Genomic DNA, 14557 nt, shown 5'->3' on the forward strand with positions numbered 1-14557 from the left:
AGGATGTCCTTGAATCAAGGACATCCTTTCTTTTTATTCTTCTATCTTAACTTCCGGTTCATGCTTATGATGTACTTGAATCGTGGTGATTAGTGTATCTAAATGCTCCACATTTTCATCATATTCAATGATTGCAGAAATGATTTGCATTGCATGGTACTGCACCATTTCCTCGTCGTGTTCACATATACGCTCATCAACTGTTTCGCGGTAGTGGTTGATAAGCTGGTAGAATAGTTCCTTCCTGTCAAGGGTGATATTCCCTTCCTCAAAGGTGACATTCGGTTTCACTTTACCAATGAACTTCAGCATCACATGCTCATGATGATGGATCAGACAATCAAGCTGCTGCTGGATGATATTTTGAAAATTCTCCGGCAATGATTTAAGCTCATTTTCAAAACGGTGCAATTTCTTTAAAGTATGGAATGATCTTTTAAGCGTGTTAATCATTTGCCTGTATATAACAAGCTTTCTCGCTTTAAGAGGCGTATTCCTCTTAAAATAGTTTCTTTCTTCTTTATACATTAAGTACAACTGGTCTATTTTAATAATCCGGTCAGAAATCTTGTCGATATCATTCTTTAGTAGACTATGTTCAGATGCATGCCTAATATTCAGGCGTATCCACTTTGTAACTTCTTCACTAATATCAGAAATGCTGTTATACAGCTTGTTTTCATATTTTGGAGGCAAAAATACGAGATTTACGATAAACGCTGATAGAATCCCCAGCATTATAGTTGAAAATCGTATAATCGCAAATGTAATAAAGTCATCTGTCGTCGTTTCCATAATTGCAATCAACGTTACTGTTGACAAAATGATTGTTTTTTCTAGTTTAAGCTTTAAATTAATCGTAATTACAATTACCGCGGCAAGACCAATGATAAAGATATTGTTGCCGAAGCTGAGTACGAAAACAACAGCGATAATTGCGCCTATAATATTACCTTGTATTTGCTCTATAATAGATAAGTAAGATCGATAAATAGTAGGCTGTATCGCAAAGATTGCGGAAATTCCTGCGAATACAGGTGTTGGCACTTGCAGTGTTTGGGCAAGCAGCAACGCTAAAACGATGGCGATTCCTGTCTTAAGAATGCGCGCTCCTAAAGTCATATAGAAATAATCCTCTCTCATACATTTTAAGTAGCCTAGTATATCTATACTTTAAACAAATTATAGAAAAACTAAACAATAATGTACTATACAGTGATTGACTGTTAACATCAATAGTCATTTAATGATTATATGATTTTTTCATGAAAAATTAATGAAATGTAATGCTGCGGAATATGCTTTGTTGGATTTTAGCAGGTTGCAAAAGTTTTTACAGGAGAATTTAAACGTTGTATCATGCAGATTTATGTGATTTATAAAACAGAGAGCAATATAACTGCTCTCTGTTTTAGATGGTTTTTATAGTTCTTTCGCCAATGCTTCAAAAGCATTGTTGACAGCATGGATTGTTGCCTCAATATCCTCTTGGGTATGAGCAATGGTAATAAACCATGCTTCATATTTTGAAGGTGCAAGCATAACACCTTGTTCTACCATTAACTTAAAGAATTTACCGAATAATTCACCATCAGTGTTTTCGGCCTGCTCATAATTCATAACCTTTTCGTTCGTGAAGTAAATAGTAAGTGCGCCTTTTAGACGGTTAATAGTAATCGGCACCTTATGCAATGCAGCCGCATCAGCAATCCCTTTTTCAAGCAAAGCACCCAATCTATCCAAGTGCTCATATACGCCTTTTTGTTTCAGCACTTCAAGGCAGGCAATTCCTGAAAGCACAGAAGCAGGATTTCCGGCGTGTGTACCAGCTTGGTATGCGGGTCCAATCGGTGCCACTTTGTCCATAATTTCCTTTTTGCCTCCATAAGCTCCGATTGGAAGACCTCCGCCGATGATTTTCCCTAATGCTGTTAAATCTGGCTTTACTCCTAGTAAATCCTGGGCACCGCCGTATGTAAAGCGGAAGGCAGTGATTACTTCATCATAAATGACAAGAGCTCCAGCATTATGGGTATATTCGTTAATTAATTCAAGGAAACCTTCAACAGGCTCGACAATACCGAAGTTACCGACTATTGGCTCGACAAGGACGGCAGCAATTTCTGGTCCCCATTTCTCAATTGCATCCTTGAAGGCATCGATATCATTGAAAGGAACAGTGATAACATCAGCGGCAATCACAGCAGGTACGCCAGCTGAATCTGGTGTGCCCAGTGTAGATGGACCTGAACCTGCTGCAACAAGGACAGGATCGGAGTGGCCGTGATAACAGCCTGCGAATTTAATAACCTTGTTTCTGCCAGTATAGGCACGTGCCACCCTGATCGTTGTCATGACCGCCTCTGTTCCAGAGTTCATGAATCTGACTTTCTCCATAGAGGGAATAGCTTCTTGAAGCATTTTAGCGAATGTCACCTCATGCGGTGTCGGTGTCCCGTACAAAACGCCACTTTCTGCTGCTCGAGTGATAGCTTTTGTTATATGGGGATGAGCATGTCCTGTAATGATTGGGCCGTATGCTGCCAAATAATCAATGTACTGGTTTCCATCCACATCGAAGAAATAGGCTCCTTGTCCTCTTTCCATAGCGACAGGAGCTCCGCCGCCAACTGCTTTATACGAACGAGAAGGGCTGTTGACTCCCCCGACGATTACTTTAAGTGCTTCCTCATGTAATCTCTCAGAATTATTATGTTGCATGATATTCCTCCTAAATCTTCTATCATTATTAAATGATGTTCTTCATAATTTTAGCACTTTTTTTCAGAAGATAAACGATAAAGCTATTGTAAGTACTACTTTGCCTGATGCTCTGGTCTTTATGTAGAAAGACAAGCATACATTTTTAAAAAGAAAAGCAGATAAGGGGGAGGAACGTGTTTTTTTATTTTCTGTTAGCTATGATTATTTTTTTTATCATGATGAGCTTGCGAACATTGTTCGTTCCTTATCGTCTGAAAGAAAAATGGGTTTCTTTTGAGAACTTTATATACTTATTCTTTGTTTATATCACCATTATGATAGGATTTGGTTTAATCTACACACTCCTTCAGCTCAACGGGGTAGAGGTCTACAATGAAAGTGAACAAATGTATGACTCTTCCCTGCATTTTATAGATATGCTTCAAACAGGGATATATTTCAGTGGCATCACTCTTTTTTCAGTCGGCTTCGGCGACTTGGCGCCAATCGGGTTTGGAAGATTGATTGTAGTAATAGAAGCACTTATCGGCTATACAATTCCTGCGGCATTTGTGGCAAGAGCAGTTCTTGATATGGACAGCTAAAAGGGATGTAAGTTGAAAAAAAATGCTCCTTTCGCTAGGCTATTATTAATAATAGTATTGGAGGAAGAATGATGAGTGTGATTATAGGAGAGAAAGCACCTGATTTTACATTAGAAGCAAATAATGGAGAGACAGTTAAATTGTCAGATTTTATTGGGAAAAATGTTGTTTTATACTTTTATCCGAAAGATATGACACCTGGATGTACAACAGAAGCGTGTGATTTCAGAGACAGCCATGCTATCTTCGAAGAGCTTGAGGCAGTTGTCCTTGGAGTAAGTCCTGATCCTGTCAATAAACACAGAAAGTTTATTGAAAAACACGGCTTGCCGTTCCTGCTTCTTGCAGATGAAGATCATCAAGTAGCAGAAAGCTACGAAGTCTGGAAGCTGAAGAAAAACTTCGGGAAGGAATATATGGGTATTGAACGTTCCACCTTTCTTATCGACAGAGAGGGTAGACTTGTCCGTGAATGGCGAAAGGTCAAAGTGGCCGGTCATGTAGAGGAGATTGCTGAAGAACTGAAAAAACGATAAGCTTTTCTAGCCTAATTTATTACGGCTGAGGCTTTTGTCCATTCCAATATACAAGTTGTGAATACATTATATTAGGGCATACCTCCTCAGATATATGTTGCAGACCACGATGGTTGGTCTGCCTTTTTTTATTTAGGAAGATAAGAGCATTATATATGGCCAATCGAATATAATAAGAAGTATAGAAAAAGAATCATTCTAGTTTTAGACAAATGATAACACAATATCACTCTGATTTACGTCTATTCCGCCATTCTTATTGACAAAAGCATGATTTTGTTAGTACACTAATTATAAACATTATAAAATAAGAATACTTTTTAGAAATGGGGTGCATGTCTGTGGAACATAATGAGTTACAGGAAGCTCTTGATAAACTAAAAGAAACAGGAGTGCGCATTACCCCGCAGCGTCATGCGATACTTGAATATTTAATAAGCTCAATGTCACATCCGACTGCCGATGAAATTTACAAAGCACTGGAAGGCAAATTTCCAAATATGAGTGTGGCCACTGTTTATAATAATTTAAGAGTGTTTAAAGAAGTGAGTCTTGTAAAGGAATTGACATATGGTGATTCTTCAAGCCGCTTTGATTTTATCACTTCCCATCATTACCATATCATATGTAAGGATTGCGGGAAGATAGTGGATTTCCATTATCCTGGACTGGATGAGGTAGAACAATTCGCCAGTCATGTCTCAGGTTTTAAAATCAGTCATCACCGCTTAGAAATTTATGGAACATGTCCTGAATGTGCAAAAAACGAAGCGCACTAAGCAAGTATAAAGAGGATGTCTCTTTTTGAAATTGCCCACCAAATGCCGGCGGGGGATTTAAAAAATGATGACTCCTCTTTTTGTCTTTTATGTGCGCATTAGAAAAACGTATCATAAAGTTTGCCGGGGATTATTGTCCGATTTAGTGAAAGGCAGGAATTTTAGAACAATATATCGAAAGTATAATTAACGAATTTTTTATGATGGGGGAGCAATGATGGAAGACATTCTTCGTCCGATTTATCAAGAAAGAGCGAGCCAAGCGAACACACTTGGCGTTCTGATGATAGAAAAAAGACAAAAAGAAATGACGGTAACAGATACATTTGACTCGGTGATGCTAATCATCGTAAAAGAGGCGGAAAAGCCAATTTTCATTAAGCATTATACGTATACAGATAAAAAGGCAGCACTTCATGTCATCACAGAGACTCAGTTGAAAAAATGGATCCTGCTTGGGACAAATAAAAAAATCTTTGAATGGCTGTACAATGGGAGAGTTATATTTGACCGCAATGAGTTTGTCTCGCAGCTCAAAAGTGAGTTAAAGGATTTTCCTGTCTCTGAAAGAAAGCGGAAGATGGGTGTGGAGTTTGCCAAGCTTATCAGAAGATATATGGATGGAAAGGCATTTTTTGAGAACAAACATTATCTTGATGCATATAATGATGTCGTTCACTCCTTGCATCATTTAGCAAGGCTTGCGGTCATCGAAAACGGGTTTCACCCCGAGGTGACTGTTTGGAGTCAGGTTAAACAGATTGAACCAGAGATTTATAAATTATATGTTGAATTGATTAACAGTGAAGAGCCTTTGGAAAAAAGACTTGAATTGTTGTTTTTGGCAAGCGAGTTCCTCATCCATTCAAAGACAAAAATGAGCATTCAGCATATTTCAGATATACTGGAGGAGAAAGAGTATTGGTCATTTAATGATCTTATGGAGAATGAAGAGCTTTTTCTTGTATATTCTGTTGATTTAGGAATGCTTGTTGAATATTTAATTGAAAAACATTTTATTGAAGTGGTGGATGTGGAAACGAAAAGTCCTAAGGTTTATCACCGCTATTATAAGGTTTCGAAAAAAGATTAAAGTTTTTTTAGAAAAAGTATTGACGCTAACTAAATAACTTGTTATATTTATATCCGTCGCTAAAACAACACAAAATGTTGCTGAAACGGCGGAAAAGTTTTTTTAAAAAACAGTTGACACGAAAAAGGTCAAATGTTATATTAAGAAAGTCGCTTCTGGAAGAATGAGGAAGCAGACGAGATTGCTCTTTGAAAACTGAACAAACAAAACGTCAACAATAATCGTTTTTATAACTTGCGTTATAAAGATGAAAACAAAGTAACAAAAAGCTAGAGTTTAGCAAATGAGCTAATCTTACTCTTTATCGGAGAGTTTGATCCTGGCTCAGGACGAACGCTGGCGGCGTGCCTAATACATGCAAGTCGAGCGGACTTAAAAAGCTTGCTTTTTAAGTTAGCGGCGGACGGGTGAGTAACACGTGGGCAACCTGCCTGTAAGACTGGGATAACTTCGGGAAACCGGAGCTAATACCGGATAATCCTTTTCTACTCATGTAGAAAAGCTGAAAGACGGTTTACGCTGTCACTTACAGATGGGCCCGCGGCGCATTAGCTAGTTGGTGAGGTAACGGCTCACCAAGGCGACGATGCGTAGCCGACCTGAGAGGGTGATCGGCCACACTGGGACTGAGACACGGCCCAGACTCCTACGGGAGGCAGCAGTAGGGAATCTTCCGCAATGGACGAAAGTCTGACGGAGCAACGCCGCGTGAGTGATGAAGGTTTTCGGATCGTAAAACTCTGTTGTTAGGGAAGAACAAGTACGAGAGTAACTGCTCGTACCTTGACGGTACCTAACCAGAAAGCCACGGCTAACTACGTGCCAGCAGCCGCGGTAATACGTAGGTGGCAAGCGTTGTCCGGAATTATTGGGCGTAAAGCGCGCGCAGGCGGTCCTTTAAGTCTGATGTGAAAGCCCACGGCTCAACCGTGGAGGGTCATTGGAAACTGGGGGACTTGAGTGCAGAAGAGAAGAGTGGAATTCCACGTGTAGCGGTGAAATGCGTAGAGATGTGGAGGAACACCAGTGGCGAAGGCGACTCTTTGGTCTGTAACTGACGCTGAGGCGCGAAAGCGTGGGGAGCAAACAGGATTAGATACCCTGGTAGTCCACGCCGTAAACGATGAGTGCTAAGTGTTAGAGGGTTTCCGCCCTTTAGTGCTGCAGCAAACGCATTAAGCACTCCGCCTGGGGAGTACGGCCGCAAGGCTGAAACTCAAAGGAATTGACGGGGGCCCGCACAAGCGGTGGAGCATGTGGTTTAATTCGAAGCAACGCGAAGAACCTTACCAGGTCTTGACATCTCCTGACAATCCTAGAGATAGGACGTTCCCCTTCGGGGGACAGGATGACAGGTGGTGCATGGTTGTCGTCAGCTCGTGTCGTGAGATGTTGGGTTAAGTCCCGCAACGAGCGCAACCCTTGATCTTAGTTGCCAGCATTTAGTTGGGCACTCTAAGGTGACTGCCGGTGACAAACCGGAGGAAGGTGGGGATGACGTCAAATCATCATGCCCCTTATGACCTGGGCTACACACGTGCTACAATGGATGGTACAAAGGGCAGCAAAACCGCGAGGTCGAGCCAATCCCATAAAACCATTCTCAGTTCGGATTGTAGGCTGCAACTCGCCTACATGAAGCTGGAATCGCTAGTAATCGCGGATCAGCATGCCGCGGTGAATACGTTCCCGGGCCTTGTACACACCGCCCGTCACACCACGAGAGTTTGTAACACCCGAAGTCGGTGGGGTAACCTTTTAGGAGCCAGCCGCCTAAGGTGGGATAGATGATTGGGGTGAAGTCGTAACAAGGTAGCCGTATCGGAAGGTGCGGCTGGATCACCTCCTTTCTAAGGAAAAATGGAATTCGTTCCATTCACAGATTGTTGATGATTTTGTTGTTCAGTTTTGAGGGAGCAATTCCTCAAAACATCAGGGTAATGAGTAGCGAGCAGATCAAGGAAACGACTAATCGAGCACCGCAGCGTACGACAGTACGTGAGGAGCACAGAGAAGAAGTTGACGCAGAGATGCGAAGTTAATCATTAGCCGAATTTGTTCCTTGAAAACTAGATTATGAATAGTAAGAACCAAGAAAGAAACCGAGTAATCGCCATCTTAGATTCTCTATTATTAGTAGAATTTTAGGGTAAAGAGAAATGAGCAGGTCGAGGAAGCGACTAAACGAGCACCGGAGCGTACGACAGTACGTGAGGAGCGGAGTGAGGGAGCTGACGAAGAGATGCGAAGTTTATCTTTGGCCGAATAAGTTAAGTTAGAAAGGGCGCACGGTGGATGCCTTGGCACTAGGAGCCGATGAAGGACGGTACTAACACCGATATGCTTCGGGGAGCTGTAAGTAAGCTTTGATCCGGAGATTTCCGAATGGGGGAACCCACTATCCGTAATGGGATAGTATCGTTACTTGAATACATAGAGTAACAGAAGGCAGACCCGGGGAACTGAAACATCTAAGTACCCGGAGGAAGAGAAAGCAAACGCGATTCCCTGAGTAGCGGCGAGCGAAACGGGATTAGCCCAAACCAAGAGGCTTGCCTCTTGGGGTTGTAGGACACTCTACATGGAGTTACAAAGGAACGGGGTAGATGAATAGGTCTGGAAAGGCCAGTCATAGAAGGTAAAAACCCTGTAGTCGAAACTTCGTTCCCTCCTGAGTGGATCCTGAGTACGGCGGGACACGTGAAATCCCGTCGGAAGCAGGGAGGACCATCTCCCAAGGCTAAATACTCCCTAGTGACCGATAGTGAACCAGTACCGTGAGGGAAAGGTGAAAAGCACCCCGGAAGGGGAGTGAAATAGATCCTGAAACCGTGTGCCTACAAGTAGTTAGAGCCCATTAATGGGTGATAGCGTGCCTTTTGTAGAATGAACCGGCGAGTTACGATTACATGCGAGGTTAAGTTGAAGAGACGGAGCCGCAGCGAAAGCGAGTCTGAATAGGGCGTAATAGTATGTGGTCGTAGACCCGAAACCAGGTGATCTACCCATGTCCAGGGTGAAGTCCAGGTAACACTGGATGGAGGCCCGAACCCACGCACGTTGAAAAGTGCGGGGATGAGGTGTGGGTAGCGGAGAAATTCCAATCGAACTTGGAGATAGCTGGTTCTCTCCGAAATAGCTTTAGGGCTAGCCTCAAGGTAAGAGTATTGGAGGTAGAGCACTGTTTGGACTAGGGGCCCCCATCGGGTTACCGAATTCAGACAAACTCCGAATGCCAAATACTTATCCTTGGGAGTCAGACTGCGAGTGATAAGATCCGTAGTCAAGAGGGAAACAGCCCAGACCACCAGCTAAGGTCCCAAAGTATACGTTAAGTGGAAAAGGATGTGGAGTTGCTTAGACAACCAGGATGTTGGCTTAGAAGCAGCCACCATTTAAAGAGTGCGTAATAGCTCACTGGTCGAGTGACTCTGCGCCGAAAATGTACCGGGGCTAAACGTATCACCGAAGCTGTGGATTGACATCTACGATGTCAGTGGTAGGAGAGCGTTCTAAGGGCGTTGAAGCTAGACCGTAAGGACTGGTGGAGCGCTTAGAAGTGAGAATGCCGGTATGAGTAGCGAAAGATGAGTGAGAATCTCATCCACCGAATGCCTAAGGTTTCCTGAGGAAGGCTCGTCCACTCAGGGTTAGTCGGGACCTAAGCCGAGGCTGAAGAGCGTAGGCGATGGACAACAGGTTGATATTCCTGTACCACCTTATGAATCGTTTGAGCGATGGGGGGACGCAGGAGGATAGGGTAAGCGTGCTGTTGGATTAGCACGTCCAAGCAGTTAGGCTGGTAATGAGGCAAATCCCATTACCGTGAAGGCGGAGCTGTGACGGCGAGGGAAATATAGTACCGAAGTTCCTGATTCCACACTGCCAAGAAAAGCCTCTAGCGAGATTCAAGGTGCCCGTACCGCAAACCGACACAGGTAGGCGAGGAGAGAATCCTAAGGTGAGCGAGAGAACTCTCGTTAAGGAACTCGGCAAAATGACCCCGTAACTTCGGGAGAAGGGGTGCTCTTTTGGGTGCAAGCCCGAGAGAGCCGCAGTGAATAGGCCCAGGCGACTGTTTAGCAAAAACACAGGTCTCTGCGAAGCCGTAAGGCGAAGTATAGGGGCTGACACCTGCCCGGTGCTGGAAGGTTAAGAGGAGGGGTTAGCGTTCGCGCGAAGCTCTGAATTGAAGCCCCAGTAAACGGCGGCCGTAACTATAACGGTCCTAAGGTAGCGAAATTCCTTGTCGGGTAAGTTCCGACCCGCACGAAAGGTGTAACGATCTGGGCACTGTCTCAACGAGAGACTCGGTGAAATTATAGTACCTGTGAAGATGCAGGTTACCCGCGACAGGACGGAAAGACCCCGTGGAGCTTTACTGTAGCCTGATATTGAATTTTGGTACAGCTTGTACAGGATAGGTAGGAGCCTTGGAAGCCGGAGCGCCAGCTTCGGTGGAGGCATTGGTGGGATACTACCCTGGCTGTATTGACATTCTAACCCGCACCCCTTATCGGGGTGGGAGACAGTGTCAGGTGGGCAGTTTGACTGGGGCGGTCGCCTCCTAAAAAGTAACGGAGGCGCCCAAAGGTTCCCTCAGAATGGTTGGAAATCATTCGTAGAGTGTAAAGGCACAAGGGAGCTTGACTGCGAGACCTACAAGTCGAGCAGGGACGAAAGTCGGGCTTAGTGATCCGGTGGTTCCGCATGGAAGGGCCATCGCTCAACGGATAAAAGCTACCCCGGGGATAACAGGCTTATCTCCCCCAAGAGTCCACATCGACGGGGAGGTTTGGCACCTCGATGTCGGCTCATCGCATCCTGGGGCTGTAGTCGGTCCCAAGGGTTGGGCTGTTCGCCCATTAAAGCGGTACGCGAGCTGGGTTCAGAACGTCGTGAGACAGTTCGGTCCCTATCCGTCGTGGGCGTAGGAAATTTGAGAGGAGCTGTCCTTAGTACGAGAGGACCGGGATGGACGCACCGCTGGTGTACCAGTTGTCTTGCCAAAGGCATAGCTGGGTAGCTATGTGCGGAAGGGATAAGTGCTGAAAGCATCTAAGCATGAAGCCCCCCTCAAGATGAGATTTCCCATAGCGTAAGCTAGTAAGATCCCTGAAAGATGATCAGGTTGATAGGTTTGAGGTGGAAGCGTGGTGACACGTGGAGCTGACAAATACTAATAGATCGAGGACTTAACTAAAAAATGATTACTCATTCTTTCTTCTTACAACATAATCTAGTTTTCAGGGAATAAATTCGCTGAAAAACTTTTAAAAAAGTGTTGCAAAAACCTAATAGATAAGTTATAATAATACTTGTCTTGAAAAAAAGGTCTGGTGGCGATAGCGAGAAGGTCACACCCGTTCCCATACCGAACACGGAAGTTAAGCTTCTCAGCGCCAATGGTAGTTGGAGGTTCTCCTCCTGTGAGAGTAGGACGTCGCCAGGCATACCATTATTCCGCAGTAGCTCAGTGGTAGAGCACTCGGCTGTTAACCGAGCGGTCGTAGGTTCGAATCCTACCTGCGGAGCCATATATGGAGAGCTGTCCGAGTGGCCGAAGGAGCACGATTGGAAATCGTGTAGGCGGGTAACCCTGTCTCAAGGGTTCAAATCCCTTGCTCTCCGCCATTATCACTCAACATAATATGGCCCATTGGTCAAGCGGTTAAGACACCGCCCTTTCACGGCGGTAACACGGGTTCGAATCCCGTATGGGTCACCATTTTAAATATACCAATTATGGAGGATTAGCTCAGCTGGGAGAGCATCTGCCTTACAAGCAGAGGGTCGGCGGTTCGATCCCGTCATCCTCCACCATAAAATCATCGCGGGGTGGAGCAGTCTGGTAGCTCGTCGGGCTCATAACCCGAAGGTCGCAGGTTCAAATCCTGTCCCCGCAATCTGGTCCGGTAGTTCAGTTGGTTAGAATGCCTGCCTGTCACGCAGGAGGTCGCGGGTTCGAGTCCCGTCCGGACCGCCATTTTTTCAAAAAAAGTATAAAGGCTCAGTAGCTCAGTCGGTAGAGCAAAGGACTGAAAATCCTTGTGTCGGCGGTTCGATTCCGTCCTGAGCCACCATTTATGTCGGAGGGGTAGCGAAGTGGCTAAACGCGGCGGACTGTAAATCCGCTCCTTCGGGTTCGGCGGTTCGAATCCGTCCCCCTCCACCATTTGAATACAGGGGTATAGTTTAAAGGTAGAACAGAGGTCTCCAAAACCTCCGGTGTGGGTTCGATTCCTACTACCCCTGCCAAATGAATAACATGGCGGATATGGCGAAGTGGTTAACGCATCGGATTGTGGCTCCGACACTCGTGGGTTCGATTCCCATTATTCGCCCCATATATATTTATAATAATTTTTGATAATCCTGAATATAATGTTATTGGGCTATAGCCAAGCGGTAAGGCAACGGACTTTGACTCCGTCACTCGTTGGTTCGAATCCAGCTAGCCCAGCCATTATGCGGAAGTAGTTCAGTGGTAGAACATCACCTTGCCAAGGTGGGGGTCGCGGGTTCGAACCCCGTCTTCCGCTCCATTATTGTCAAGGCGGCATAGCCAAGTGGTAAGGCCAAGGTCTGCAAAACCTTTATCACCGGTTCAAATCCGGTTGCCGCCTCCAAAAAATTATTACGCCGGTGTGGCGGAATTGGCAGACGCGCACGACTCAAAATCGTGTTCCTCTGGAGTGCCGGTTCGACCCCGGCCACCGGTATCAATTAAGTAAACCAGCTCCTAGTTTAATAGGAAGCTGGTTTTTTTGTGTACATAAACAAGTAAACTAAATATACATATCTTCATAGAAAGAACGATCTTATTGTATATGACACTGAGCTTTCAGATTTTATTGCAAGAAAATGCAATGTACTCAAGCTGACAAATCCAACTCCAATTTTTTCAGATCTTGTCCTTAAGATTATGTATAACACTTTGGAAAGGGTAAATGTCACGTCTCCAGAAATAAGAAAGCTGCATGTGGACGAATTGCAGAACAAGAAAAACTAAGCAGCAACTCATAAGAAAAAATTCTGTGTTTTGCTATCTTTAAACCTCTTTTTCGAATGTATCTACAGTCTGACAGAGAACACATTATTCCCTAATTTTTGTGTAATAAAGAATTCAGAAGATAATCTAGCAAATATGTCCTATTTTTGGTGTTTTTGGTTATAAAGGGCAGTTTTGGTTCCAAATAAATCCAGATATTTGGTAGAATTACTATAACACTATAAAGTTATTAATAACCTATACCGCTAGAGCACTATACTTGTCCAGTCTTCAATCACTGCTCAAAAGAGGGGAAGGAAACAGGGATGATGATTAGAAAAGATTCACAGAAGCTTATAATCAAGGTAGCATTTCCGCTTGTTGTTTTCGCCCTTATAGTGTTGATGAAAAATTATTGGGGCAATGAGGCTGTTGCTTTTTTGCAAGGGAATAAATGGAGTTTATTAATTGGATTTACGGCTACTATGTTATATATTAGCTGGGCGTTTCCGATTTTTTTCCGAGAGTACAAGCAGAACTTGAGGCGGACATGGTATTTTTTATTCATTGTTGGCATGATATTGCTGCTGATGGATATGGGATTTAAGGAGAGCGAATGGAGGAGCTACGCATTAATGGCTCTTATGTTTGTTTTTGTAGACTTGGCAATATTTATCACACCGAATATAAAACGAATCGGGGTAGCAGAAGTAGAAAGCATCAATGAAGTAGAAAGTATTAATGATGAAATGAAAAAGGTAATCATTCAGACGAAAAGCAGAAGTAAGCAGTTCACAACCATTTTAGACAGTATTGCCACCTATTCGTTTGGAACGCAGGATTGGACTGACATAGAAGACTATCGTATAAGCCTTGAGGACTTCCTGTATGCTTATGGCGAAGTATGCAGACAGGATATTACCGTTTTCTGCAAGGAGGATGATATCATATTTTCTGCTGAAGTCGGGACCACTCTCGGGATAGAACTGGAGGAAGATCAGCTGAATCGCTTAAATGAAGAGACAATTGTGCAATTAGACAATAAAACGGTACTTATTCCTTTCACGAAATTAATCCATCCTGTCGTTATTTCTGTTGAATCGGAAAAGGAGCCCTTGCTGCAAATTGATTTTGACTATATCATTGACCTTGCAGTAATTCACTCCTGGTACAAGGAGCATTAAAAACGGGCGCTCTTATAGGTGGAAGATTCATGAATATAATGATAAAATGGAAGTATAAACAAGGAAAGGAACAGATATCATGGAGGACAAAGATTACACGATGCCTGCAGTCAGAGAAGCTGGTCGGATAAGAAAGAAAAACCAATCACCTCTTATTGTTAAAAAATCAACATCATCTCTTCCACATGTTCCTACAGCATTATATACAAGGGAATTGTTCGAAAAGAGTGATGAAGTGGTCAATCACTTAAAATACAACAAGACTGCCAGAGGAACAAATATAATCCATCTGCATGATTAAGAAACACATATTTTGCCTATACAGTAAATATACTAAGCTTATGATAATAACAGCGTGGGGGAATATGATGACATCAAAGAAAAGAAAAAGTCCCTTTTTACTGGAAAAGCCAAGCGGAAAGCTGCCGAAAGGCGATCTTGAGCAGGATGTCTTATTGGAGCTTAATGCCGAGCTGAAATACAAATTACGACAACTAAAGATGAAAATACTTGATTAACATATAAATATCACAAGAAATAACAGCTTGACCTCAACAGGTTAAGCTGTTTTTTTGTATGTTAAAATTTCACTTCCTATTTTTGTCACAAAATATACAAGATTTCTAATCCCCCAAGTATCTATTTTTAATTAATTACATACTCACC

General features: G+C 43.4%; 9 protein-coding genes, 14 tRNA genes and 3 rRNA genes. 24 read left to right on the forward strand and 2 right to left on the reverse strand.

Annotated features, from left to right (window positions below):
• Positions 1-33: 33 nt before the first annotated feature.
• Positions 34-1122 carry an FUSC family protein gene (locus L8T27_RS03145; RefSeq protein ID WP_233316394.1) on the reverse strand — a complete coding sequence of 363 codons (1089 nt, stop codon included), beginning with the start codon at positions 1120-1122 and terminating at the stop codon, positions 34-36.
• Positions 1123-1422: 300 nt separating this feature from the next.
• Positions 1423-2721, reverse strand: coding sequence for a glutamate-1-semialdehyde 2,1-aminomutase (locus L8T27_RS03150; RefSeq protein WP_237940726.1), 1299 nt, complete (start codon positions 2719-2721; stop codon positions 1423-1425).
• A gap of 176 nt (positions 2722-2897) precedes the next feature.
• Between L8T27_RS03150 and L8T27_RS03155 the strand changes: the two genes are divergently transcribed.
• From L8T27_RS03155 to L8T27_RS03270, 24 genes are all read left to right on the forward strand, one after another.
• The gene (locus tag L8T27_RS03155) at positions 2898-3308 is read left to right on the forward strand and encodes an ion channel (RefSeq protein ID WP_233316396.1); all 411 of its coding nucleotides are present in this window, start codon (positions 2898-2900) and stop codon (positions 3306-3308) included.
• Positions 3309-3379: 71 nt separating this feature from the next.
• Complete coding sequence (gene bcp, locus L8T27_RS03160) at positions 3380-3844, forward strand: thioredoxin-dependent thiol peroxidase (RefSeq protein ID WP_237942232.1); 465 nt, start codon at positions 3380-3382, stop codon at positions 3842-3844.
• Between the two features lie 335 nt (positions 3845-4179).
• The gene (gene perR / locus L8T27_RS03165; RefSeq protein ID WP_245399835.1) at positions 4180-4623 is read left to right on the forward strand and encodes a peroxide-responsive transcriptional repressor PerR; all 444 of its coding nucleotides are present in this window, start codon (positions 4180-4182) and stop codon (positions 4621-4623) included.
• A gap of 217 nt (positions 4624-4840) precedes the next feature.
• Positions 4841-5716 (forward strand): nucleotidyltransferase-like protein, encoded by an 876-nt coding sequence (locus L8T27_RS03170; RefSeq protein ID WP_233316423.1) that lies wholly within the window; start codon positions 4841-4843, stop codon positions 5714-5716.
• A gap of 301 nt (positions 5717-6017) precedes the next feature.
• Positions 6018-7566, forward strand: a 16S ribosomal RNA gene (locus tag L8T27_RS03175).
• 418 nt (positions 7567-7984) lie between these two features.
• Positions 7985-10919 (forward strand): 23S ribosomal RNA (locus L8T27_RS03180).
• A gap of 132 nt (positions 10920-11051) precedes the next feature.
• Positions 11052-11168, forward strand: a 5S ribosomal RNA gene (rrf, locus tag L8T27_RS03185).
• Together the 16S, 23S and 5S rRNA genes with 14 tRNA genes alongside form the textbook arrangement of a ribosomal RNA operon.
• A 10-nt stretch (positions 11169-11178) precedes the next feature.
• A tRNA-Asn gene (locus L8T27_RS03190) sits at positions 11179-11253 on the forward strand.
• Between the two features lie 5 nt (positions 11254-11258).
• Positions 11259-11350: transfer RNA gene (locus L8T27_RS03195), tRNA-Ser, on the forward strand.
• 19 nt (positions 11351-11369) lie between these two features.
• Positions 11370-11444: transfer RNA gene (locus L8T27_RS03200), tRNA-Glu, on the forward strand.
• 19 nt (positions 11445-11463) lie between these two features.
• Positions 11464-11539 (forward strand) — tRNA-Val (locus tag L8T27_RS03205).
• 9 nt (positions 11540-11548) lie between these two features.
• Positions 11549-11622: transfer RNA gene (locus tag L8T27_RS03210), tRNA-Met, on the forward strand.
• Between the two features lie 3 nt (positions 11623-11625).
• Positions 11626-11702: transfer RNA gene (locus L8T27_RS03215), tRNA-Asp, on the forward strand.
• Between the two features lie 21 nt (positions 11703-11723).
• Positions 11724-11799 (forward strand) — tRNA-Phe (locus tag L8T27_RS03220).
• A gap of 8 nt (positions 11800-11807) precedes the next feature.
• Positions 11808-11891 (forward strand) — tRNA-Tyr (locus L8T27_RS03225).
• A 9-nt stretch (positions 11892-11900) separates the two neighbouring features.
• Positions 11901-11974: transfer RNA gene (locus L8T27_RS03230), tRNA-Trp, on the forward strand.
• A 13-nt stretch (positions 11975-11987) separates the two neighbouring features.
• Positions 11988-12063 (forward strand) — tRNA-His (locus tag L8T27_RS03235).
• Between the two features lie 44 nt (positions 12064-12107).
• Positions 12108-12182, forward strand: a tRNA-Gln gene (locus L8T27_RS03240).
• Between the two features lie 4 nt (positions 12183-12186).
• Positions 12187-12261: transfer RNA gene (locus tag L8T27_RS03245), tRNA-Gly, on the forward strand.
• Positions 12262-12271: 10 nt separating this feature from the next.
• Positions 12272-12345, forward strand: a tRNA-Cys gene (locus L8T27_RS03250).
• 12 nt (positions 12346-12357) lie between these two features.
• Positions 12358-12438: transfer RNA gene (locus L8T27_RS03255), tRNA-Leu, on the forward strand.
• 595 nt (positions 12439-13033) lie between these two features.
• Complete coding sequence (locus tag L8T27_RS03260) at positions 13034-13891, forward strand: type II toxin-antitoxin system SpoIISA family toxin (protein WP_237940728.1); 858 nt, start codon at positions 13034-13036, stop codon at positions 13889-13891.
• Between the two features lie 79 nt (positions 13892-13970).
• Complete coding sequence (locus tag L8T27_RS03265) at positions 13971-14192, forward strand: hypothetical protein (protein WP_233319442.1); 222 nt, start codon at positions 13971-13973, stop codon at positions 14190-14192.
• Between the two features lie 64 nt (positions 14193-14256).
• Positions 14257-14409 carry a hypothetical protein gene (locus L8T27_RS03270; protein ID WP_233319440.1) on the forward strand — a complete coding sequence of 51 codons (153 nt, stop codon included), beginning with the start codon at positions 14257-14259 and terminating at the stop codon, positions 14407-14409.
• Positions 14410-14557: the final 148 nt, after the last annotated feature.

This window comes from Niallia sp. Man26, assembly GCF_022049065.2.
GTDB lineage: Bacteria > Bacillota > Bacilli > Bacillales > Cytobacillaceae > Niallia.

What these genes read in the sequence shown, in the direction of transcription:
- L8T27_RS03145 (WP_233316394.1), bottom strand. Translation starts at nt 1,122, where the DNA reads ATGACTTTAGGAGCGCGCATTCTTAAGACAGGAATCGCCATCGTTTTA.
- L8T27_RS03150 (WP_237940726.1), bottom strand. Translation starts at nt 2,721, where the DNA reads ATGCAACATAATAATTCTGAGAGATTACATGAGGAAGCACTTAAAGTA.
- bcp (WP_237942232.1), top strand. Translation starts at nt 3,380, where the DNA reads ATGAGTGTGATTATAGGAGAGAAAGCACCTGATTTTACATTAGAAGCA.
- perR (WP_245399835.1), top strand. Translation starts at nt 4,180, where the DNA reads ATGTCTGTGGAACATAATGAGTTACAGGAAGCTCTTGATAAACTAAAA.
- L8T27_RS03170 (WP_233316423.1), top strand. Translation starts at nt 4,841, where the DNA reads ATGGAAGACATTCTTCGTCCGATTTATCAAGAAAGAGCGAGCCAAGCG.
- L8T27_RS03260 (WP_237940728.1), top strand. Translation starts at nt 13,034, where the DNA reads ATGATGATTAGAAAAGATTCACAGAAGCTTATAATCAAGGTAGCATTT.
- L8T27_RS03265 (WP_233319442.1), top strand. Translation starts at nt 13,971, where the DNA reads ATGGAGGACAAAGATTACACGATGCCTGCAGTCAGAGAAGCTGGTCGG.
- L8T27_RS03270 (WP_233319440.1), top strand. Translation starts at nt 14,257, where the DNA reads ATGATGACATCAAAGAAAAGAAAAAGTCCCTTTTTACTGGAAAAGCCA.